At 26.9% G+C, this 21,777-nt stretch carries 23 protein-coding genes, 1 riboswitch and 1 other annotated feature; of the genes, 18 read left to right on the forward strand and 5 right to left on the reverse strand.

What is annotated here, in order from left to right:
• Positions 1–290 precede the first annotated feature (290 nt).
• The 5 genes from KGF39_RS04730 to KGF39_RS04750 all read left to right on the forward strand — a co-directional run bounded on the left by KGF39_RS04730 (position 291) and on the right by KGF39_RS04750 (position 6,477).
• Positions 291–1,991, forward strand: a complete 1,701-nt coding sequence (locus tag KGF39_RS04730; RefSeq protein ID WP_227821395.1) for a hypothetical protein — start codon at positions 291–293, stop codon at positions 1,989–1,991.
• 169 nt (positions 1,992–2,160) lie between these two features.
• Complete coding sequence (locus KGF39_RS04735) at positions 2,161–2,778, forward strand: hypothetical protein (protein ID WP_054274013.1); 618 nt, start codon at positions 2,161–2,163, stop codon at positions 2,776–2,778.
• Between the two features lie 103 nt (positions 2,779–2,881).
• Positions 2,882–3,050, forward strand: a riboswitch (Lysine riboswitch).
• 81 nt (positions 3,051–3,131) lie between these two features.
• A complete protein-coding gene (locus KGF39_RS04740) occupies positions 3,132–4,325 on the forward strand; it encodes an aspartate kinase (protein WP_054274011.1) in 1,194 nt (397 codons plus the stop codon).
• 17 nt (positions 4,326–4,342) lie between these two features.
• Positions 4,343–5,635, forward strand: a complete 1,293-nt coding sequence (gene lysA / locus KGF39_RS04745) for a diaminopimelate decarboxylase (RefSeq protein ID WP_227821396.1) — start codon at positions 4,343–4,345, stop codon at positions 5,633–5,635.
• 209 nt (positions 5,636–5,844) lie between these two features.
• The gene (locus KGF39_RS04750) at positions 5,845–6,477 is read left to right on the forward strand and encodes a tetratricopeptide repeat protein (protein WP_227821397.1); all 633 of its coding nucleotides are present in this window, start codon (positions 5,845–5,847) and stop codon (positions 6,475–6,477) included.
• A gap of 154 nt (positions 6,478–6,631) precedes the next feature.
• On the opposite strand, the gene KGF39_RS04755 is transcribed toward KGF39_RS04750, so the two are convergent.
• Positions 6,632–7,717 carry an AI-2E family transporter gene (locus KGF39_RS04755; protein ID WP_227821398.1) on the reverse strand — a complete coding sequence of 362 codons (1,086 nt, stop codon included), beginning with the start codon at positions 7,715–7,717 and terminating at the stop codon, positions 6,632–6,634.
• A 190-nt stretch (positions 7,718–7,907) separates the two neighbouring features.
• Here KGF39_RS04755 and KGF39_RS04760 point away from each other — a divergent pair, with 190 nt between their 5' ends.
• The 5 genes from KGF39_RS04760 to KGF39_RS19835 all read left to right on the forward strand — a co-directional run bounded on the left by KGF39_RS04760 (position 7,908) and on the right by KGF39_RS19835 (position 11,414).
• Positions 7,908–8,624, forward strand: a complete 717-nt coding sequence (locus tag KGF39_RS04760; RefSeq protein ID WP_227821399.1) for a pseudouridine synthase — start codon at positions 7,908–7,910, stop codon at positions 8,622–8,624.
• Between the two features lie 42 nt (positions 8,625–8,666).
• Positions 8,667–9,248: a tRNA (mnm(5)s(2)U34)-methyltransferase gene (locus tag KGF39_RS04765; RefSeq protein ID WP_227821400.1), complete on the forward strand. Its 582-nt coding sequence runs from the start codon at positions 8,667–8,669 to the stop codon at positions 9,246–9,248.
• 400 nt (positions 9,249–9,648) lie between these two features.
• On the forward strand, positions 9,649–10,521 hold the full coding sequence (locus KGF39_RS04770) for a MurR/RpiR family transcriptional regulator (protein WP_054274005.1): 873 nt from the start codon (positions 9,649–9,651) through the stop codon (positions 10,519–10,521).
• A gap of 211 nt (positions 10,522–10,732) precedes the next feature.
• A complete protein-coding gene (locus KGF39_RS04775; protein ID WP_227821401.1) occupies positions 10,733–11,017 on the forward strand; it encodes a hypothetical protein in 285 nt (94 codons plus the stop codon).
• Between the two features lie 265 nt (positions 11,018–11,282).
• Positions 11,283–11,414: a hypothetical protein gene (locus KGF39_RS19835; protein ID WP_255643243.1), complete on the forward strand. Its 132-nt coding sequence runs from the start codon at positions 11,283–11,285 to the stop codon at positions 11,412–11,414.
• 48 nt (positions 11,415–11,462) lie between these two features.
• Here KGF39_RS19835 and KGF39_RS04780 read toward each other — a convergent pair whose 3' ends face one another.
• From KGF39_RS04780 to KGF39_RS04790, 3 genes are all read right to left on the reverse strand, one after another.
• On the reverse strand, positions 11,463–11,633 hold the full coding sequence (locus KGF39_RS04780) for a helix-turn-helix domain-containing protein (RefSeq protein ID WP_227821431.1): 171 nt from the start codon (positions 11,631–11,633) through the stop codon (positions 11,463–11,465).
• Positions 11,634–11,688: 55 nt separating this feature from the next.
• Positions 11,689–12,156: a DUF2975 domain-containing protein gene (locus tag KGF39_RS04785; protein WP_227821402.1), complete on the reverse strand. Its 468-nt coding sequence runs from the start codon at positions 12,154–12,156 to the stop codon at positions 11,689–11,691.
• A 196-nt stretch (positions 12,157–12,352) separates the two neighbouring features.
• A complete protein-coding gene (locus KGF39_RS04790) occupies positions 12,353–13,051 on the reverse strand; it encodes an alpha/beta hydrolase (protein WP_227821403.1) in 699 nt (232 codons plus the stop codon).
• Between the two features lie 259 nt (positions 13,052–13,310).
• Here KGF39_RS04790 and KGF39_RS04795 point away from each other — a divergent pair, with 259 nt between their 5' ends.
• Positions 13,311–13,868 carry a TetR/AcrR family transcriptional regulator gene (locus tag KGF39_RS04795; RefSeq protein ID WP_227821404.1) on the forward strand — a complete coding sequence of 186 codons (558 nt, stop codon included), beginning with the start codon at positions 13,311–13,313 and terminating at the stop codon, positions 13,866–13,868.
• 385 nt (positions 13,869–14,253) lie between these two features.
• Here the strand turns inward: KGF39_RS04795 and KGF39_RS04800 are convergent, their stop codons facing one another.
• Positions 14,254–14,730, reverse strand: coding sequence for a GNAT family N-acetyltransferase (locus tag KGF39_RS04800; protein ID WP_413927067.1), 477 nt, complete (start codon positions 14,728–14,730; stop codon positions 14,254–14,256).
• 293 nt (positions 14,731–15,023) lie between these two features.
• On the opposite strand from KGF39_RS04800, the gene KGF39_RS04805 reads away from it, so the two are divergent.
• From KGF39_RS04805 to argB, 7 genes are all read left to right on the forward strand, one after another.
• Positions 15,024–15,788 carry a YoaP domain-containing protein gene (locus KGF39_RS04805; protein ID WP_227821405.1) on the forward strand — a complete coding sequence of 255 codons (765 nt, stop codon included), beginning with the start codon at positions 15,024–15,026 and terminating at the stop codon, positions 15,786–15,788.
• Between the two features lie 451 nt (positions 15,789–16,239).
• Positions 16,240–16,329, forward strand: coding sequence for an ArsR family transcriptional regulator (locus KGF39_RS20180; protein WP_413927069.1), 90 nt, complete (start codon positions 16,240–16,242; stop codon positions 16,327–16,329).
• 214 nt (positions 16,330–16,543) lie between these two features.
• The gene (locus tag KGF39_RS04815) at positions 16,544–17,449 is read left to right on the forward strand and encodes a permease (protein WP_227821406.1); all 906 of its coding nucleotides are present in this window, start codon (positions 16,544–16,546) and stop codon (positions 17,447–17,449) included.
• Between the two features lie 312 nt (positions 17,450–17,761).
• Positions 17,762–18,025 (forward strand): GNAT family N-acetyltransferase, encoded by a 264-nt coding sequence (locus KGF39_RS04820; protein WP_227821433.1) that lies wholly within the window; start codon positions 17,762–17,764, stop codon positions 18,023–18,025.
• 80 nt (positions 18,026–18,105) lie between these two features.
• Positions 18,106–18,319, forward strand: a binding site (T-box leader).
• Between the two features lie 256 nt (positions 18,320–18,575).
• Positions 18,576–19,607: an N-acetyl-gamma-glutamyl-phosphate reductase gene (gene argC, locus KGF39_RS04825; protein ID WP_227821407.1), complete on the forward strand. Its 1,032-nt coding sequence runs from the start codon at positions 18,576–18,578 to the stop codon at positions 19,605–19,607.
• A gap of 41 nt (positions 19,608–19,648) precedes the next feature.
• Complete coding sequence (gene argJ / locus KGF39_RS04830) at positions 19,649–20,866, forward strand: bifunctional glutamate N-acetyltransferase/amino-acid acetyltransferase ArgJ (protein ID WP_227821408.1); 1,218 nt, start codon at positions 19,649–19,651, stop codon at positions 20,864–20,866.
• A gap of 14 nt (positions 20,867–20,880) precedes the next feature.
• A complete protein-coding gene (gene argB, locus KGF39_RS04835) occupies positions 20,881–21,732 on the forward strand; it encodes an acetylglutamate kinase (RefSeq protein WP_054273992.1) in 852 nt (283 codons plus the stop codon).
• The last annotated feature ends 45 nt before the right edge of the window (positions 21,733–21,777 follow it).

Genomic DNA, 21,777 nt, shown 5'->3' on the forward strand with positions numbered 1-21,777 from the left:
GTTTTTCATATAAAAAATATTGCTAGATAATTAGGCTGAAGATAGTAGTTTAACTTCGAGAGGATTAAGAATTTGTAAATCTTAGTTAGAATACTTTCTTCAGTTTTTAAATTTCTGTTATTATTTATATTTTTATGGTATTTTTGGATATATATATTAGATATAATTAAATAAACAGAACTATAAATATATAAAGATATCTTAACGCATAATAAATATGATAAATATTTATTTTTTGTAAATATATGGATATAATAGTAATAATAACATTTTTTAGAGAGGAGTATTAAATGAAACGATATCTTAAAACATATGGAGTTGCATTAATAGTTGTAATAATTTATGCATTTGTTAAATTACCTGTACTAAGATTAGATTTTACATCTTTATTTTCAGTAGGAATAATTTTCTTTGTTGTAGCAGGAATACTAGATATGATGCTAGATAGAAATGAAAGAACATCTAAAATTGCTAAGTATAATTTTTCAATAGCAATAGCTTTACTTGTGTATATTGTAGTGGTTCCTTTTATAACTTCTACACCTGTATTTCATGCAAAATCATATAAAGAATTATTGGGAAAAGTAACTGAGAGTAAATTTACCAATGACATTAGTCCTGTCAGTGTAAATGACATTCGTCTTGTAGATGAAGATATGGCCATGAAGTTGGGTGACAAAAAACTTGGAGAAGTTCCAGCAATAGGTAGTGTATCAAAATTAGGAAAATTTCATATACAAAATGTGGATGGAGAGTTGTACTGGGTAGCACCTCTTGTTCATAGAGACATAATTAAATGGATAACATCTTTAAGTGGTACAAGTGGTTATGTAAAAGTATCAGCTAGTAATCCTCAAGACGTTCAATTAGTTCAAGAAATAGATGGAAAGCCAATAAAGATAGTTTATCAACCAGAAGCCTACTTACATCAAGATTTACAAAGACATTTATACATACATGGTATTGTAAATGTTGGTATGACAGATTTCACTCTTGAAATAAATGACGAAGGTAAACCTTATTGGGTTGTAAGTCTATATGAACATAAAATTGGTTATGGAGGAGCAAATGCTACAGGAATAGCCACTGTTGATGCAGAAACTGGAAAGATAAATGTTTATGATGTTAAGAACACACCTAAATGGGTGGATAGAATACAGCCACAAGAATTTATAACAGACCAGATTAAAGACTGGGGTGTTTATGTTAATGGATTTTTAAATTCTGTTATATCAGAAAAGGGAGTATTAGTACCAACAGAAGGAACATCACTAGTTTATGGTAATGATAACAGGTCTTATTGGTATACAGGTATAACATCCTCAGGTGGAGATGAATCTACAATTGGATTTATATTAGTCGATTCTAGAACAAAAGAAGCCAAACTATATAAACAGCCAGGAGCTACTGAAACAGCTGCAATGAAATCAGCTGAAGGTAATGTTCAAGAAAAAAATTATGAAGCAACATTCCCTGTAATGTACAATATATTAGGTCAGCCAACATATGTATCTTCATTAAAAGATAAGGCTGGTCTTGTTAAGAGAGTTGCATTTGTATCTGTTGAAGATTATAATGTACTCGGTATAGGTGAAGATAAAAATGAAGCATTAAGAAATTACAAAGATGCATTAGAATCTAAGGGAAATGATTTAAAACTTGATAATGACTTAAAAGATGAAGTTATAGAAGGTACAGTGACAAGAATAAGTCCAGATGTACGAGGAGGAAATACTAATTATTATGTAACTTTAGATTCAAATAAAGAAATAATATTCAAGGCTACTTCAAAAGTATCTAGCGAATTACCATTGACTCAAGTTGGAGATAAAGTTAAAATATCGTATTCAAAAGAAGAATCTGGTGTAATTGAAATGTCAGAGTTTGATAACCTAAATATTGCAAATTTTAAAGATAAAAAAGTAAAAGAAGGAACAGGAACTGATGAAAATACAAATTCTCAAGATTCTGAAAATCAAGGGAATGTATAATTTAAATAAAAAAATTGTTAATAATATTTAGTATGTTAATAGCTAATTTTTATAGAAACTATTTCTATAAAAATTAGCTATTTTATTTTAATTCTTTGTAAATTTAATGTCATAAAATTAATATAATATTAGTACAACTTTGCAAATAATACTTCAAGGAGAATGTACTATGACGAATATGGAAAAAGAGATATTACTTTTAATTAGCAGGGTTAGATGTGTTACAGAAGCTCAATTTAGAAAAATTTATGGAGACCAAAAGAGATATAATAAAAAAAATTTCAAAAAAACTTTGAGAAAAATGTGTAGTGAATATACACTAAAAAAATATCCTTGTGATGTGGATTATTATAATTATAAAGACCTCTCTTATGTATACTATTTGAATGGTAGTAAACTTTTTAAGGGAGATGATTTAATAAAGGCTCTAGTAGGGTCAGAATTAGTTGTTAGAATCAATACTGCAGGTTGTGATGTAAAAAGATTCTACAGAAATGTTAGTGTAGATGATGTGAAATACGATTTATTTATTGAATATACAGACCAATTTGGTAATATAAAGCAAGTTTTAGTAGATGTTGATTTAAATAATGAAATAGATATTTCTAAATATGAAAATCTTTCTAAAAAAATAGATAAATCTACAATTCCCTTTTTTAAAGTGCCAAACGTTTTGGTAGTTACACCAGATAACTTATCTGAATTAAATGATTTAGAGAGATATGATAATGAGTATAGTATAAATTTTATAGATTTAGGATTAAATAAACTATTTAATTGTATATAAGCAAATTTTTAAAAAGAAGAATACTGATTTGCCACATTTTGTAAAATAATTGTTGCAATATTATATAGAATGTGATAAAACTATATTAATAAAAAAATAATGAGCCTAGGGTAGAGGTAGCTATATTCAATAGTATTCAATAGTAGCTGGTAAGTGTTGATAATTGATGAAAGGGTCTATAGCCGAAGAGAGTTTGTTGACGGACAAATTTTCTGGACTTATGCAGAATATGTATAAGGCTGTCACTTTTAAAGTGGTGAGCTACAAGGTTACTTGGTCTATGAAATTTACACGTCCAAAGTATACCTTTGGGCGTTTTTATTTATCAAAATTTAGTTTGAGGGGGAAAAGACATGAGTATAATTGTCCAAAAATATGGTGGAAGTTCAGTAGCAGATACTGACAAAATAAAATCAATTGCAGAAAATATAATAGAAAGAAGAAAAGAAAACCCACAAATGGTAATAGTTGTGTCTGCTATGGGCAAATCCACTGATGAATATATAAATTTAGCAAAAGAATTAAGCCATGAACCCAGTAAGAGAGAATTAGATGCTTTGATGTCTACTGGTGAAATGATTTCAGCGTCTTTATTATCAATAGCATTGAATGGGCTTGGATGTAAAGCTATAAGCTATAATGCTTACCAGTTAAATATAAAGACAAGTGGTCTTCATGGAAAATCTCAAATAGATGATATAAATGTAAATAGAATTAAAAATAGTTTAGATGAAGGAAATGTCGTAATAGTAACTGGATTTCAAGGAATCAATGAAGATGGTGATGTAACTACTCTTGGAAGAGGTGGTTCAGATACATCTGCTGTGGCTCTTGCAGTAAAATTAAATGGAAAATGTGAGATATATACAGATGTTGATGGAATTTATTTTACAGACCCAAGAAAATATTCAAAGGCTAGTAAACTTGATGAGATTGAATATGAAGAAATGCTTGAGTTAGCAAGTTTAGGAGCACAAGTAATGCATTCAAGAAGTATAGAACTTGCACAAAAATATGGTGTTGAAATTTATGTTGGACGTACATGTGGTACAGTAAAAGGAACATATATAAGAGGGGGAAAAGATATGAAATTAGAGGATAAAGTAATAACAGGATTAGCTACTAGTGATGATGATAGTTCTATAACAATAAAAGATTTTAAAGCAGAAAATATATCTAGTTTATTTGAAGATATAGCAACTATGGGAATAAGCGTAGATATGATAAGCCAAACTGCACCTATTTTGGATAAAATAAGTGTATCATTTACAGTTCCAAAAGAAGAATTAGGTGAATGTAAAAAAATAGTATCTAAATATACAGATGAAGAACATGTAGTAATTGATAATAATATTACTAAATTCTCTTTAGTAGGTCTTGGTATGAAAAATACTTCTGGAGTTGCTGCTAAAGTATTTAAGATATTCAATGAAAATGGTATAATGATAAAACTTATAACTACATCAGAAATTCGTATAACTTGTGCTATAAATTCTGATGATAAACAGGTAGCTATAGAGAAAATAGCAGAAGTATTTAATATATAAAATTTAGGGAGGATATTATGAAACTTCATGGAACTATGACCGTAAATGATAATGAATTATATATTGGAGGAGTGAGTTGTTTAGAGCTTAGTAAAAAATATCAAACTCCACTTTATGTATTTGATGAAGCTTTAGTAAGACAAAATTGTAAAGAATATGTAGAATATTTTAAAGCAAAAGATGGAAAAAATAAGGTTGCTTATGCAGGAAAGGCTTTTTTACCTCTTTACATGTGTAAGCTTATAAATGAAGAACAAATGTGCTTAGATGTAGTTTCAGGAGGCGAATTATATACAGCTTATAAATCAAATTTTCCTATGGAAAAAGTTTTCTTCCATGGAAATAATAAGACTAAAGAAGAAATAAACATGGGATTAGATTTAGGTGTGGGTAAATTTGTAGTAGATAATTTTTATGAGTTAGACTTACTTGAAGCGTTATGTGAAGAGAAAGGGAAAACTCAAGATATATATTTTAGAATAACTCCTGGTATAGAAGCTCATACACATGATTATATAAAAACTGGACAGATAGACTCTAAATTTGGATTTGCTTTAGTAAATGGAGATTTATTTAGAGCAATAGAAAAATTAAGTGAATACAAAAACATTAAACTTGTGGGTCTTCATGCTCATATAGGTTCACAAATATTTGATGTGGAACCATACATAGATACAGTAGATATAATGATGAACTTAGTAAAAGAAATAAAAGAAAAATTCAACATACAATTAACAGAGATTGACTTAGGTGGGGGTGTTGGAGTTTATTATAGTGAAGGAGATAAACCTAAAACTATAAAAGAATTCTGTGAAACTATAATCACTAAAGCAGAAAATTCATGTAAAGAGCTTGGAATAGAAGTGCCTACATTAGTAATAGAGCCAGGAAGATCAATAGTTGCAAATGCAGGAAGTACATTGTATACAGTAGGTTCAATAAAGGATATAAAAGATGTTAGAGTTTATGTAAGTGTAGATGGAGGTATGACAGATAATGTAAGACCTTCGTTGTACCAAGCTAGTTATGAATGTAGCATTGTGAATAAAATTAACCATGAAACTATGAATCATGTAACAATAGCTGGAAAATGTTGTGAAAGTGGAGATATATTAATTGGAGATATAAATATAATGGACATTAAAAGTGGAGATATACTTATAACAACATCAACTGGTGCATATGGGTATTCAATGTCTTCAAATTATAATAAAATACCAAGAGCGGCAGTAGTATCAGTATTTGATGGAAATGATAAGATAATTTGTAAGAGACAAAGCTATGAAGATTTATTAGCTTTAGAGGTATAAATAAAGAAGTAATAAAAATTAAATATTAAAATTTATTATGAGCAGATTTGCTAAGATATGTATCTTTAAATTAATTTTTAGTTTGAGATGTAATTTGTAGCATATCTGCTTGTTTTCGTTTACTAACAAATTTCCTGTAATAAATATAAAATATTTTAAAAACTTCCTAATTATGATAAAATTTAAAGTATATGACAAGGAGGGATTTAATGAGAGGAAGAGTAATTTTATTAATATCGATATTATCTATATTTCTTGTAGGATGTTCATTTAATAAAAAATATGAAATAAATTTAACAGAGCAAGGAAAAACATATTTAGAAAAGCATGACTATAAAAAAGCTATGGAATCATTATCCTCTGCATTAGAAGAAGATAATACTAATGAGAATGCAAGAGCTATGTACATGCAAGCTATGAGAATGTCAAATGTGACTGAGTTTGAAGACTTAAAAAATTATGAGGATGCAATTAAGGAACTTAAGCTTATAGAGAAAATAAAAAATGGTTCATCTGTTATTAAAGAAGAGGCAACTAAAAAGAAAGAAGAATTAACTAAATTAGAAAAAGAACAAAATGAAGCAGAAGAACAAAGAAAGAAAAAGGCAAAAGATACAGCAGGAGAAGATAGGTATAGAGTAGAATCAGATGCAAGGAAATCTTCTTATAGTACAAGTAATAAAAGTAATAAATCTAGCTCCAAAAATAGTAGTAAAAAGTCAGATGATAATAATAACAATTCTTCTCAGAATCAAGAAAAACCAAATAATAGTAATCCAACACCATCACCAACTCCACCAGATACTAGTGGTGGAAATTCTCAAAGCTCAAATAATCAATAAATATAAAATGTTTATATGCATTTAATTAACAAAATGTATATTATAAAAATAACTCTTAGCAAGTTTTTCTTGTTAAGAGCTATTTTTTTGAGAAATAATTTAACAAATAAGAGTTAATTTTTAAACTAAGAATTAAAAGTACGATAAATATAAACTATTGCAAGCGATTATCTATATATTTATCAACATAAGTTTTTACGACAGCAGCTATTGGTACTGAAAGAAAAACTCCTATAAAACCAAATAGAGATTGACCTATTAAAATAGCAGAAATTACCCATACAGCTCCTATACCAACTTGATTACCCATAACTTTTGGCTCTATAAAATTTCCATCTAATTGTTGCAATATAAATATAAATACAATGACCCATATAGTTTTTTGTGGACTATATAATATTGTCATGGCTATTGGAGGTATTGCACCAATAAAAGGGCCGAAATAAGGTATTATATTACCTAAGAATATTATTGAAGCTAAAAACAAAGAATTTTCTATACGGATAACAAATTGAAATCCTAAGAATGCAATTATACCAATAATAAGAGAGTCAAATATTCTACCAATTAAATAATCATAGAAAATATCATGAGTAGTCCTAAAAAATTCTATAATATTATCTGCTTTGTTTCTAGCAGTAGAAGAGTATAGAAATCTCTTAAATCCCAATGAAATTTTTTCTTTGTCATATATAATATATATAGATAGTATAAATCCCATTGTCATATTAAATAACATAGAAGATATGCTAAGTGTATAGATTAAGAAGTTTTTAGGAATTCTACTAATAAAATTACTTGCTTCTTTTAATACATTATCTAAACTATGTTGCATATGAGGAATTAAAGCTTTTAGAAAATCGATGTTTGACATATTTTTTTCTATAAAATTGTTTATATAATCAGTATACATAGGCATTTCATTTATCAACCTATTTAATGTATTGGCTATTGAGGGAATTAACAACCTAATGGCAAAAGCTAAAATAAGACCTATAAATATATAAGATAAAAAAATGGCTAAAAGCCTCTGTGTTTTGAATTTTATCTCAAAAATCATTACAAGTGGATTTAAAAGTAAAGCAAGTAAAATAGCTAGCAAAAATGGGCTAAAAAACTTTAAGAATCCTTCAATGCTAGATATGAAATCTGATGGAGTATTAATAAATTTAAAAAATAAAATTCCAATAAATACGACTATTAAATAATATTTTATATTTTCTTTTGAAATAATAATCACTTCCTTAAAATAGTGTTTAGTCAGCTATTACATATTAATAGTATGTGAAAAGAAATTACAATTATTTAGGAAAATTAAATAATTTTTTAGCTTGTTTTTAATTAAGGTCTAGTATAGTATAATAATGTAGCAAAATTAACATTGATAAAATATTAAATAACATATAATTTAGGATAAGGAAGGATTATGTATGAGAATTAATAAGTATATAGCTTCTTGTGGAATTGCATCTAGAAGAAAAGCAGAAGAAATAATTATTGAAGGAAGAATAAAAGTAAATGGAAGTGTAGTAAAAGAGTTATCTTTTAATATTGATGAAGAAAAAGATATAGTAGAATTTGATAATAAAAAAGTAAAACCAAGTGAAAATTATATCTATATAGTATTAAATAAACCAGAGGGATATATAACTACAGTAAAGGACCAGTTTGACAGACCAAGTGTAATAGATATACTTAAAGATGTAAAGGAAAGAGTATATCCAATAGGAAGACTAGATTATGAAACTAGTGGACTTTTGATACTTACTAATGATGGCGATTTGACATACAAACTTACTCATCCAAAACATGAGATTGATAAAACGTATGTGGCAAGTGTGAAGGGAATTGTAAGTAATGATGAAATAAGAAGATTCGAGACAGGATTAAAAATAGAAGATTACACAACAGCACCTGCCAAAATAAGAGTAACTAAAGAAAATAAAGAAAAAAATTATTCTGTATGTGAAATAACCATACATGAGGGCAGAAATAGACAAGTAAGAAAAATGTGTAAAGCTATAAATCATCCAGTTTTAAATTTAAGAAGAATTTCTGTAGGGAAAATAATATTAAAAGATATAAAAATTGGAGAATATAGATACTTAACAGAAGATGAAATAAAATATTTAAAATCAATAAAATAAGATAAAAATGACACAAAGTTAATAGTAGGGAGAAATGATATTATGGCATATGCAAAATATTTAACTAAAATTACGGATATAAATAAATTTTATTTAGAAAATATTATACATGAAGGTGATATAGTAATTGATGCTACTATGGGAAATGGCTATGATACAAGGTATCTAGCTGATAAGGTCGGAGAAAAAGGCTTTGTGTATGCTTTTGATATACAAGAGGAAGCAATAAAGTCTACAAGAAAAAAATTAGAAAAAGAAGGATATATAGACAGAGTAAAATTGATTTTTGATGGGCATGAAAATATGAATAAGTATATAAAAGAAGAAGTTTCATGTGTTTTATTTAATTTAGGGTATCTTCCAAGAGCAAAACATTCAATTATAACCAAACCAGAAACAACTTTAAAAGCCATTAAATTGAGTTTAGGAATGTTAAAAGAAAATGGAATAATAAGTATTGCTATATATACAGGGCATGATGGAGGGCAAGAAGAAAAAGATTGTATATATAACCTTGTCAATAATTTAAATCAAGATGAATTTAATGTTTTAGAATCTAAGTTTTTAAATCAAGTCAATAACCCACCACAATTGATTTTAATTGAAAAGAAAAAATCACAGTAAATACTAAAAAAACTTGACAAGATTCTATTAAGAGTTAATATATATATTGTGACATATTAAAATTACTTTAAATAATAAGCATATGATAGTTTGCTTTCAAAATAAAATATACACTTAAATATGCAAAATAAGATGGATAACTTTTAAATGAGTAAAAATTGAAAAATTTAAAAGAAATATTGGATAAATATTAAAAAATGCAAGGAAAGATGGTATAATAAATTTAATCGAAAATACTATGTGAAGTATAAGGTATAGAAAAGTTAGAATTTTATGAGTTTAAGAAGTTATGATAAAAACTAAGATGAAATTGAGATAAAAAATAAAGTAATAAAATTTTTAGAGAAAAAGACAGTGTTAACAAAAACAAAATAGTTTATATAACTAAAAGGAGAAAAAAATGGAAGAAACAAATGAAATGAAGGACAGCAAACATTTGATATCAAATATACAATCTCAGTACACTAGATTGAGTAAAGGTCAAAAACTTATAGCACAATACATTTTAAATAATTATGATAAAGTTGCATTTATGACTGCATGCAAATTGGGTGAAACTGTAGGAGTAAGTGAGTCTACAGTTGTAAGATTTGCAAATGCCTTAGGTTATAGTGGATATCCTAAATTACAAGCTGCACTTCAAGAACTCATAAAAAATAAACTAACTACAGTACAAAGAGTTGAAATGGCACATGATTATTCCGATGATTTCGCAATACTGAATAAAGTTTTAAAGAGTGACATAGATAATATAAGATCTACTTTAGAAGAAATTGACGAAAGAGCATTTAAAGAAGCTTCTAATAAACTTTTAAAAGCTAGAAAAATATATATACTTGGAATGAGAAGCTCTTTTGTAGTAGCTCAATATTTAGGTTTTTACTTAGATATAATACTTGACAATGTTCATATAATTAGAATGGATATGGGAGATGCTTTTGAGCAGATTGTAAGAATAAATGAAGAAGATGTTATAGTTGCGATTAGTTTCCCTCGTTATTCAAAGAAATCTTATCAAATTGTCAATTATGCTAAGGAAAAAGGAGCACATGTAATATCATTAACAGATAGTTTATTTGCACCAGTAGCAGCACTTGCAGACAACACTCTCTTAGTTAAAAGTAATATGGCTTCGTTTGTAGATTCTCTAGTTCCAGCGCTTAGTATTTCAAATGCTCTTGCTATATCTGTTGGAATGAAGGAAAAAGAAGATATTAAACAACACTTTGATGATTTGGAGCAAATTTGGAAAAGATATTCTGTGTATGAGTAAAGTTTCCATATTAATAAGCATTATTAGTTATTAAAAGGTTCAAATATAGTGATGTTTGGACAAAATATTATAAAAAACTGACTGGCATTTAACTGTCAGTCAGTTTTTTTATTTTTATATAAGGAAATTTGGAATACATGGAAAAATATGTTTAATATATTATTAATCAGGGTATAAAATATTATAAATAGAATGATAAGAGGTGGATGAAATGCTTATACATAATAAAAGTTTCTATCCAAATGATATATTTTCAAGATTAGATTTTTCAAGAATAAAAAGTCAGTTAAAATTGATAGACAATGACTTATCAGACTTTGGAAGCATATGTGTAATCGAAAAAGAACATTATACAATAAGCGTAAATAGTATAGGTGAGATAAATGTGTATTATGATTTAGAGTATGAAAATAATGTAAAAAGAATAGTTGATGAAATTGAAAAGCTATTTAAATCTCAAGTTAGAACGTTTAGTATATCTACATACAGAAATTGATAATTGAAAGATAGAAACTAAAAATAATCACTACTATCTTTTTTTAACTAGAAAATCTAATACTAAAGATGTAGGTAGATTACAAATATTAGATAGAATCAGTAATAATATAATCTATAACATGTATGGATAAACTAATGTAATAATATAAACAGAGGTATAAGCAGATGAAAAGTTAGATATTTTGCTAACAGTGCAAATAAACATTGGGTAGAAAAGAATGTACAAAGATTGGGGTATGTGGTAAAATTATCAATCGAAAAGTATGAATTGCTATGCTAAAGTTCTTATAGGTAGTGGAGAGCAAATATATAAAGGAACAGTTTCTTTTTTAGAAGATAGTTTGTTTATTACTTTAATCAATGTTAATTTTAATGGTGATGTTATAGTAAAATAATAAGAAACATATATTGTAATAAAAAAGAGTGCTTTTAAACACTCTTTTTTAATCATCTTCATCTTCTACATATTCAAGTATGTCGCCTGGTTGGCAGTCTAAAGCTTTACAAATTTCGTTTAGAGTAGTAAATCGAATAGCCTTTGCTTTTCCAGTTTTTAAAATTGATAGGTTTGCATTTGTGATATCTATTTTTTCTGCCAAATCTTTAAGTGATATCTATTTTTTTGCCATCATTACATCTAGGTTAACTACAATTGCCATAACATCACCTCTATATCGTCAAGTCATTATCTTCTTTTATTTTTATAGCTTTATCAAATATTTCAGAAATTACAAAGCACATTAGTGCAAATACAAAAGAAATAACCATAAGTGGTGAAATACCTCCACTATTGTCCCAAAATATCATTATAGGACCAGTATTTGAGCCATAACCAATTATACATTCAATTGTAGTATTTACTAATAAACAACATCCCATTGTTTTGAATCTTTTTACATTTTCAAGTATGAATGGGGAGTATTTAGTACTATTAATTATAAATATCAAGAATAAAATGACTATAAAGTAGTCAGAAAAATATAGTATTCTTGCAATTAAAGTAATTACTTTGTCAGAACTAAAATCATATAAAAACATAGGTATCATACATAAGAATATTATACCAGCAACACCTAAAAGTGATAACAGAAAATATAGAAATACTGATAATATATTACTAAAAAATTTTGTACTCATAAAATATCATCTCTTTAATATAAACTATATTATTGATTATAATATATAATTTATTGTTTTTAAATAATAAATTGTTGGTATAACATATAAAGCCATTATAATATATATTAAAAAGAAGAATATATAATGTAGTGAGTTTATATTAAAAAGATTATGCAAACTAGTGTTAATCAATAGAAGATTGTAGTATTATTTTTTATTTAACTAAAGTATTTAACCATTTGTATAATGTATTTAATTCTTCTGGTGTGTTAAACCAATGTTTACCATTTTCCATAATAGCAAGGTTACAATTAAACTTTTCTACAAATCTCTCTACAACACTGATTTCAGTAAGTTCATCGTACTTACCATATAATATGTTTGTTGGTACATTCCATTGAGTAATAGGATGTTGTTTTACATATTGTAGATATTCCCATGAAAGAGTATGCCCAAATGAAGTTGGGATAATTAGTTCATGTTTAAGTTGTTCTTCTGATACATTTGCCCAAAGCATCATATTTGAAATAAGCTGTTGCATATCAAGAATTGGAGATACAAAAATACACTCCTTTAAGTTCTCTTTTTCAAAGCTTAGCATACTAAACCATGCTCCAATGCTATTTGCATATAACGAAATTTGATTCCAGTGGCATTTTGCATATTCCATAATGGATACTAGCTCTGGAACAACATGCCATGGGTCAAATGAATTCTTTTCTTCTTTACGTTCTCCATGTTCAGGCAAATCAATACTTAAAACTTGCCATCCATGACGAACAGCAATATTAGCAAAAGCTTCAGCCTCCTCTTTATAACCACATTGACCATGTATATAAATATATAATTTACTTGAAGGATTTCCCAAAAGGATTGAAGGAATTCCATTAATTTGAAAATGTTTTTTTTTCATAAAAATCTCCTCTCAGTTTGATATATTAGTTATTGTTATGTTAATCAAACTATAAAATGATGTTGTGTAGTATCTAATTCAATATAATACTAATTAACTTAGCTATAAAACTAATTTAATTAGTATTATATTGAATTAGAATTAAATTGTCAAGATTTTATGATACGATAAAGCATTTTGTAAGTTTCAATTATTGACTAAACTAATTAGATTAGTTAAACTAATAAAGTAATTAATTTTAAATGAAAGAGGGAGAATCATGCGTGTTAGTAGAGAAATGGTTATACAAGTTGCATCAGATATAGCTAATAAAGATGGGCTTAACAAGGTTTCTTTAAAAGTTATTGCAGAAAATCTAGGTATACGTACACCATCTTTATACAATCATATAGAAAGTCTGGATGACTTGTTACTTGAAGTAGCTCATAAAGGTATGAGAGAGATGAATAATCAGATGACAAAGGCGGTTATTGGCAGTTTGGGAGATACAGCTATAAAATATATAAGTATTACATATTTTAATTTTATAATTTCTAATCCTGGTGTTTATGAAACAATTCAGTGGGCTACTTGGCATGGAAATAATGAAACATTAGAAATCTTTAATGAATATAAATCCTTATTAGAAAAACTTATTCTTTCTTGTAATCTAAAAATAAAGAATACAGGTGAAGTATTAAATCTAATAATGAGTGTACTTCATGGTTACTCGACTTTGCAACTTGGGAAATCACTTTTGAATAAAGAAGAAGCTATAAAAGGTTTAACTGATTCTATTGATACTGTATTATTAGGTATCCATAAAAAATATGATTAAGTAGGTAAATCAACTAGTTTAACGTACTTATTGAACACGTCTTCATAAGGCATACAAATTAAAATTCCATGATAAAAATTTCATCATTTGTATCAAATGAAAAACTGTAGGACAGCAGTGTATTGCAAGAATGCTTATTTTCTAATGAACAATCGTGCTTACAAATAGGAGATATAAAGAGAAACAGTATGGGTTAAGCTTAATAATGGAGTTGATTTATATATTGGTCAAAAAAGATAACAAAAAATAAATCAGAGCTCCATATTAGTAAAGTTTTTAAAGTATGTTATTAAAAAAATAAAAAAGATAGTTCTATTTTTAAAGCGTAATTTAAAAGCAAAGCCACTATAAAAGATTTAAGAGACTTTGCTTTTTATTTGGTTTATTATATTAACAATTTCATAGGGGTAAAACGTATACCATCAGAAATTTGTTCAACTGCAGTATCTTTAAATCCTAATTTGTGATAAACTTCAACAGCATAAGGTGATGAATTTACAGTTATTCCAGTTAAATTAGTTTTATTAAAAGTACAATATTCTATACCGGTAGCCATTAATTTTTTTGCAACTCCACGTTTATGATAATTTTTATCTACAAATAGCATACATATATGATTTAAGTCTCTAATAGCTAAGACTCCAATCAATTTTTCACAATCGAAACAACCCCAAAAGAAGAGTGATTTTTCTTTGACTTTTTCAATAATAGAGTTATATTCTATAAATTCATGAAATGACTTAATTCCTTCATCACAATAATCTGGAGATTCAAATTCTTCAAATACGTTCCAGATTAGGTCTAATGCATTTTTAATATCATCTTCATTTAATTCTCTTATTAAATATTCTTTTAACATCATAAACAACACCTCTATTATTAAAATTTTTAATTATAATTATATACCTTAAATATATTTAATTCAATATAATTTATTTTATAAATTTAGAATATTATAATAATATATAATTTATATAGTATAGTTAGACTATAAAAAGTATTTAATCATATACAATTTAATAAATCAAATAAGCTTAAAACAATATTATGTAGAATAAAAATATATATGATACAATAGTGTTATATTCAAAATGTTAAAATAAAAATATATACAATATATTTAAAACTATTATGTAATTAGAAAAGGAGATAAGTATGCAGATTATTGATATAAATATAAATAATATTGACAATGAACATATATGTTGTGCAATTTCTGAAAAAAAAGGAGAAAATTGTGTTTCTTCTAAAAAACTTTGGATGAAAAGCAATTTTGATAAAGGTCTTGTATTTAAACGATTAGATGTAAGGGGGAAAGCTTTTATAGAATATATTCCAGCAGAAAATGCATGGTGTCCTGTAATTGCAGACAATTATATGTTTATTAACTGTTTTTGGTTATCTGGAAAATTTAAGGGGCAAGGATATTCTAATCTATTGTTACAGGAATGTATTGATGATGCAAAATCAAAAGGAAAATATGGATTAGTTGTGCTTTCATCTAGTAAAAAAATTCCCTTTTTATCTGATGCCAAGTATCTAAAATATAAGGGATTTTGTTTAGCAGATACATCAGAACCAAATTATGAGTTATTGTATTTTCCATTTACTGATAATGTTCCTATTCCGTGCTTTAAGGATTGTGTGAAAAAAAGAAAGTTAAACGAGAATGGTATAGTTTTATATTATAGTAATCAGTGTCCACATACAGAAAAATATGCTCCTATTTTGAATAAAATTGCAAATTCTAGAGGTATTGATGTAAATCTTATAAAATTTGAAACAGCAAAAGAAGCACAAAATGCTCCTGCACCATTTACTACATATAGTCTTTTTTTTAATGGTGAATTTGTAACTAACGAGATACTTTCTGAAAAAAAGATTGAAAAATTTTTAGATAGTAAAGTTAAAAAAATTTAACTAAAAATAGATATAAATATCGTATTTTAAAAACATATTATTTTATAATTTAATATATTTTGAAATTTTATTAAATTTACAAAAGATAAATTATAAAATTATTTGATAAGAGATTCTTAAGTGGTGATAGTTAAATTCTATCACCATTTTTACCAACAATTATTTGGTGCTTATAAAATATATTTTAATTTCTAAATTATTTTAAAGAAATTTTCTACTATGTCATAACTATTGTAATGAAATTTATTATTAATTATTATATAGTTAGAGATAATAAAATATTATAATTAAGATGAATTATAATATGTTTAAAATGTATTAGTTATTAAATAAAATCTATACTATAAAAAGAGGTGAAATAAAAGAGAAATTATAATAATATAAAGAGCTGTGAATTTGGTATTTAGTGCATTATCAGACAGTATAAGATTAAGTATATTATCAGAATTGAATAAAAAAGAAACTATATGTGTGTGACTTAGTTGAATACTTTAATGTGCCTCAATCAAAATTATCATATCATTATGTTATTAGATGCTAATTTAGTACTAAAAGAGAGGCAAGGTAAATGAAATTATTATAGTATTAACATGAGTGAATTAGAAAACTTTTTATCAAAAGAACTAATTCTTAAAATTTTTAAAAAAATATACTTGAACACATCAATTTTTTTTGATACAATTCTAATCAACATATCAAAAAAAATTGATGTGTTGTAGTAATTTTATTATTTTTTAGAATAGGAAGGTGAATCTATGATAGAGATTTTTAATAAGTTTATATATTTGTTTACAGAATTAACTATTTTATTTTTAGGAATAAGTTTTTTAATTGGGATTATACAACAAACTATTTCAGAAGAAAAGATAAGAAGTATGTTGAGTACAAAAAATAAATTTTTAGGTTATGTAAATGCATTGATATTAGGGACATTTACACCCTTTTGCTCATGTTCTACAGTACCAGTATTAGTTGGACTGACAAAAGTAAAAGCTCCATTTGGTCCAACTATGACATTTTTATTTACATCACCATTTTTAGACCCAGCTGTAGTAGTTCTTATGTTAGCTCTGTTTGGAGTAAAAATAACAGTCGTATATTCGGCTATAGTATTAATGTTAACATTGATAATAGGAATTTTGCTTGAAAAACTAGGTTTTGAAAAGTATGTAAAAAATGTAGATGTAAAAAAGAGTCAAGAAATAAATTTATATGATGTAAGTTTAAATCTTTCAAGAAAAGAACTAATAAAAAAGTATCTAATTGATTCAGCAAAAGATGCTTTGAAGCTGTATATATCAGTATTACCTTATTTAATAATAGGAGTACTGATTGGTTCTTTAATGTATAATGTTGTGCCACAGGATGTCATAGCTAAATATGTAGGAGACGATAATTTATGGGCTGTTCCAATAGCTGCTATATTAGGTATTCCTCTATATTTAAACTCAACAACAATTTTACCAATAGGAGTAGCACTTTCAAGTACAGGTATAGGGTTAGGTCCTATAATAGCTTTAATTATAGGAGGAACAGGTGCTAGCATACCAGAAATAATTTTATTAAATAAGTTATTCAAAAAACAACTTATAATAACATTTATAGTAGCTACATTTGTAATAGCTATTAGTGCAGGATATTTAGTTCAATTTATTATGTAGTTTAACTAAAAAAGATATTTGTAGGTTTTACTATATACTTTACAAATATCTTTTTTAGGCGTATCATACGATTAAAAGTGAATATGATTATATATAGAAAATAAAAAATAAAATTTTTTGGTTTATATGTTCCTTAATACTTGGTTGTGAATTTGATTTTTATTTTACTATTAAAGATACAAATGAAAAAGTATAATAGGAGGAAATTATTATATGAAAGTAACTTTGTATACAGGAGAGATTAATTTTTTTAAGAGATTTTTAAGATGATGAGCTTGCAAAAAATTATATAGGAGATTTATACTATCTTATATAGGTTTAGTTGATTTTAAAAATGTACTAAATTTTTATGGTGAAATTGAGATTGCTTATGGTTTAGGTTATAATTATAAAAGGCAAGGATATATGACAGAAGCTGTTGAAAAAACATGTGATTGGGGATTAAGTCAACCAAATGTTTCTTCTGTAATAGCTGAAACTGATATTGAAAATATTGCTTCACAAAATGTTTTATTGAGATGTGGATTTAAATTATATCGCAATTTGAATACAAAATGGTGGAAATTAACTATATAGAAAATATTTCCAAAAATTTATAAATTATATTGACAAAGTAAAAAAAATAAACTATTATATAATACAACAAGAAAAGAAATCAAAATCCTGTGAAAAAGAGAGTAGCATAAAAGTAATTGATAGAGAGCTGGGGATGGTGGAAGCCTAGCAATGAACTTTATTGTGAATAGAGCTTTGGAGGAGATTACCAGAATTAATAGTATGGTAATTGGTGAATCTCGCCTTAAGAGATTAGAGTGGGTAAGATTATCTTATCAATTAGAGTGGTAACGCGGGTGTATATTCGTCTCTTGGTCTTTGACCAAGAGGCTTTTTTAATTTTAAATATGCATTTGTAGATACTTTTTAATTTGATTTGCAAGGATTATTATAATTTTGCCAATAAGAGTGGTACCGCGGAAATTCGCCTCTTAGCATTTATAATGCTAAGGGGCTTTTTGTTTTAGTTAGAAGATTTTAATCTATGTATTATCAAATGATTATTATATGAAAAAAAGAGTGAAAAAATATAATTTTGATATTATTTGAATATAAAAATGGAGGGAATAAAATGAGTAAAATAAAAGCTGGGATTATTGGAGCAACTGGATATGTGGGAGTAGAATTGCTGAGATTATTAATAAATCATGATAAAGTCGAAGTGACAGCAATAGGGTCGAATTCATATGTGGGAAAAGATATAGTTGATATATACCCGAGTATAGGCTATAAAAATAGCATGATATGTATAGAAAATGAAAAAGTTATTGATATGTGTGATGTTGTGTTTACTGCTCTTCCACATGGAGTTAGCGAAAAGCTTGCAATAAAAGCAATTGAATCAAAAAAGAAAGTTATAGATTTAGGTGCTGATTTTAGAATAAAAGATGAAGAAACATATAATAAATGGTATGGAGTATCTTTTATAGATGAAATCTTACACAAAAAAGCTGTATATGGATTAAGTGAAATATACAAAGATGATATAAAAGATGCAGATATAATTGCAAATCCTGGGTGTTATCCTACTAGTATTTCTTTACCATTGATACCATTATTAAGTTCTAAATTAATAAAAAATAATATAATAATTGACTCTAAATCAGGGCTTACAGGAGCTGGTAGAGAATTATCAATTAGTAGTCACTTTACTGAAGTTAATGAAAATATAACTGCATATAAGATAGGAAAACATAGACATACTCCAGAAATAGAACAAAATTTAAGTGAAGCCTATAAAGAAAAAGTAAAGGTAGTTTTTACACCAAATCTAATTCCAGTAAATAGAGGAATATTATCAACTATATATTGTATGAAAGAAGATAATATTTCTATAGATTGTATACATAAAAAATTAACTGATTATTATGAAAATAAAGAATTTATAGAAGTTCTTCCATTAGACAAAGTAGCTTCCTTAAAGAATGTTAAGTTCTCAAATAAATGTGTAATATCATTGCATGAGAATGAAGATACATTAATAATCTGTTCAGCTATAGATAATATGATTAAGGGAGCAGCAGGACAAGCTATACAAAACATGAATATAATGTTTGGTATTGGTGAAACTACAGGTTTAAAAAATATTGCACCGTCATTTTAGGAATGAAAAAATACTAAACTCATATAAGTAGGAGGAGAAAGATGGAAATTATAAAGGGTGGAGTTACAGTTTCAGAAGGATTTTTTGCCTCAGGAATTCACTGTGGCTTGAGAAAAAATAAAGAAAAAAGAGATTTAGCTTTGGTTTATTCGGATGTTTTGTGTGATGCAGCAGCAGTAGTTACTCAAAATAAAGTAAAAGGAAATCCTGTTTATGTAACACAAGAACATATTAAAAATGGAAAAGCACAAGCTATCATAGTAAATAGTGCTAATGCTAATACCTTTAATGGAAAAGAAGGGCTTATAAATGCTTATAAAATGGCTAAATTCACCAGTGAGAAATTAAATATCAAAGAAAATGATGTTTTAGTTGCATCTACAGGTGTTATAGGAAAGCCACTAAATATAGGTTTAATAGAAGAAAATATGGATGAGTTGGTAAATAATTTAAGTAAACAAGGTCATATTGGGGCAAGAGAAGCGATTATGACAACTGATATTATAAAAAAAGAAATAGCAGTAGCAATAATGTATGGAGATAAAAAAATAACTATCGGAGGTATGGCAAAAGGTTCGGGTATGATACATCCTAACATGGCAACAACTTTAGGATTTATAACTACAGATGCAAATATTGATGGAACTTTGTTAAAAGAGTCTTTAAAGATTGCTGTAGATAAAAGTTTTAATAGAGTTAGTGTAGATGGAGACACAAGTACTAATGATATGGTCATGATTCTAGCAAATGGAAAAGCAAAAAATGAAAGAATTAACAAAAAAGATGAACATTATCAAGTATTCTTAAGTGCACTTACATATGTTTGCATAGAACTTGCTAAACTTGTTGCTAAAGATGGAGAAGGATGTACAAAACTAATTGAATGTTATATAAATGGAGCATTAAGTGAAGAACATGCAGTAAAATTGGCAAAAACAGTTATATCGTCTTCGTTAGTAAAGACAGCTGTATTTGGAGCTGATGCAAACTGGGGAAGAATACTGTGTGCTTTAGGTTATGCAGGTGAAGAAATAGAGATGGAAAAAGTGGATATTATTTTTGAGAGCATGAAGGGATATATTGAAGTATGTAAAAATGGAAATGGACTAGACTTTAATGAAGAAAAAGCAAAAAAAATTATTGAAGATGATGAAATAAGCATATTAGTAGATTTAAATATGGGAAATGCTCGAGGAAATGCATGGGGATGTGATTTAAGCTATGATTATGTAAGAATAAATGGAAGTTATAGAAATTAGGAGGAAATACTTTAATGATTAATATAGAAAAAGCAAATACACTTATAGAGGCTTTACCATATATAGAAAAGCATCAAGGTAAGACTATTGTAGTTAAATATGGTGGAAGTGCAATGAAAAAAGATGGTTTAAAAGAGTCTGTTATGGAAGACCTTGTACTAATGAGTTATGTTGGAATTAATATAGTTTTAGTACATGGTGGAGGCGCAGAGATTAATAAAATGCTTGCTAAAGTAGACATAGAAAGTAAATTTGTAAATGGTCTTAGATATACAGATGAGGAGACTATGGAAATTGTAAAAATGGTACTTGCTGGAAAAGTGAATAAAGACTTGGTGAATAAAATAAATACAAAAGGTGGGAAAGCAGTAGGGCTTTGTGGAATAGATAACAACATGCTTTTATGTGACCCATATAAAAATTATGAACTAGGATTTGTTGGAGAAATAAAAAAAGTAAATGTTGAACTTATAGAATCTTGCCTAAAGTCAGGGTATATTTCAGTAATTGCGACTATAGGTGTTGGAGACGATGGAGAAACTTATAATATAAATGGAGATACAGCTGCTTCTGCTATAGCTAAAGAGTTAAATGCAGATAAATTGATACTTCTTACAGATGTGCCAGGTTTATTAAGAGAACCAGATGAAGAAAAATCATTAATAACAGAAGTTATATTAGAAGATGTCGACAAATTATTTGAGGAAGGGATAATTACTGGAGGTATGATACCTAAAATACAGGGGTGTGTAGATGCTTTAAATAATGGAGTAAATAGGGTACATATTTTGGATGGAAGAGTTCCACATTCCATAATAACAGAGTTATTTACTGATAGTGGAATAGGTACATTGATAAGAAAATAAAATTAATAATAAGCAAAATACAATAAAATCATAAGTTTAAGAGGG

This window comes from Clostridioides sp. ZZV14-6345, from assembly GCF_020657775.1.
GTDB classification, from domain to species: Bacteria; Bacillota; Clostridia; order Peptostreptococcales; family Peptostreptococcaceae; genus Clostridioides; species Clostridioides difficile_D.

Excerpts from the sequence above, each read along its gene's own strand:
- KGF39_RS04795 (WP_227821404.1), top strand. The coding sequence starts at position 13,311 with ATGCGTGTTAGTAGAGAAATGGTTATACAAGTTGCATCAGATATAGCT.
- lysA (WP_227821396.1), top strand. The coding sequence starts at position 4,343 with ATGAAACTTCATGGAACTATGACCGTAAATGATAATGAATTATATATT.
- KGF39_RS04790 (WP_227821403.1), bottom strand. The coding sequence starts at position 13,051 with ATGAAAAAAAAACATTTTCAAATTAATGGAATTCCTTCAATCCTTTTG.
- KGF39_RS04800 (WP_413927067.1), bottom strand. The coding sequence starts at position 14,730 with ATGATGTTAAAAGAATATTTAATAAGAGAATTAAATGAAGATGATATT.
- KGF39_RS04815 (WP_227821406.1), top strand. The coding sequence starts at position 16,544 with ATGATAGAGATTTTTAATAAGTTTATATATTTGTTTACAGAATTAACT.
- KGF39_RS04770 (WP_054274005.1), top strand. The coding sequence starts at position 9,649 with ATGGAAGAAACAAATGAAATGAAGGACAGCAAACATTTGATATCAAAT.
- argJ (WP_227821408.1), top strand. The coding sequence starts at position 19,649 with ATGGAAATTATAAAGGGTGGAGTTACAGTTTCAGAAGGATTTTTTGCC.
- KGF39_RS04785 (WP_227821402.1), bottom strand. The coding sequence starts at position 12,156 with ATGAGTACAAAATTTTTTAGTAATATATTATCAGTATTTCTATATTTT.
- KGF39_RS04805 (WP_227821405.1), top strand. The coding sequence starts at position 15,024 with ATGCAGATTATTGATATAAATATAAATAATATTGACAATGAACATATA.
- KGF39_RS04740 (WP_054274011.1), top strand. The coding sequence starts at position 3,132 with ATGAGTATAATTGTCCAAAAATATGGTGGAAGTTCAGTAGCAGATACT.
- KGF39_RS04775 (WP_227821401.1), top strand. The coding sequence starts at position 10,733 with ATGCTTATACATAATAAAAGTTTCTATCCAAATGATATATTTTCAAGA.
- KGF39_RS04730 (WP_227821395.1), top strand. The coding sequence starts at position 291 with ATGAAACGATATCTTAAAACATATGGAGTTGCATTAATAGTTGTAATA.
- KGF39_RS04735 (WP_054274013.1), top strand. The coding sequence starts at position 2,161 with ATGACGAATATGGAAAAAGAGATATTACTTTTAATTAGCAGGGTTAGA.
- argC (WP_227821407.1), top strand. The coding sequence starts at position 18,576 with ATGAGTAAAATAAAAGCTGGGATTATTGGAGCAACTGGATATGTGGGA.
- KGF39_RS19835 (WP_255643243.1), top strand. The coding sequence starts at position 11,283 with ATGAATTGCTATGCTAAAGTTCTTATAGGTAGTGGAGAGCAAATATAT.
- KGF39_RS04760 (WP_227821399.1), top strand. The coding sequence starts at position 7,908 with ATGAGAATTAATAAGTATATAGCTTCTTGTGGAATTGCATCTAGAAGA.
- KGF39_RS04750 (WP_227821397.1), top strand. The coding sequence starts at position 5,845 with ATGAGAGGAAGAGTAATTTTATTAATATCGATATTATCTATATTTCTT.
- argB (WP_054273992.1), top strand. The coding sequence starts at position 20,881 with ATGATTAATATAGAAAAAGCAAATACACTTATAGAGGCTTTACCATAT.
- KGF39_RS04765 (WP_227821400.1), top strand. The coding sequence starts at position 8,667 with ATGGCATATGCAAAATATTTAACTAAAATTACGGATATAAATAAATTT.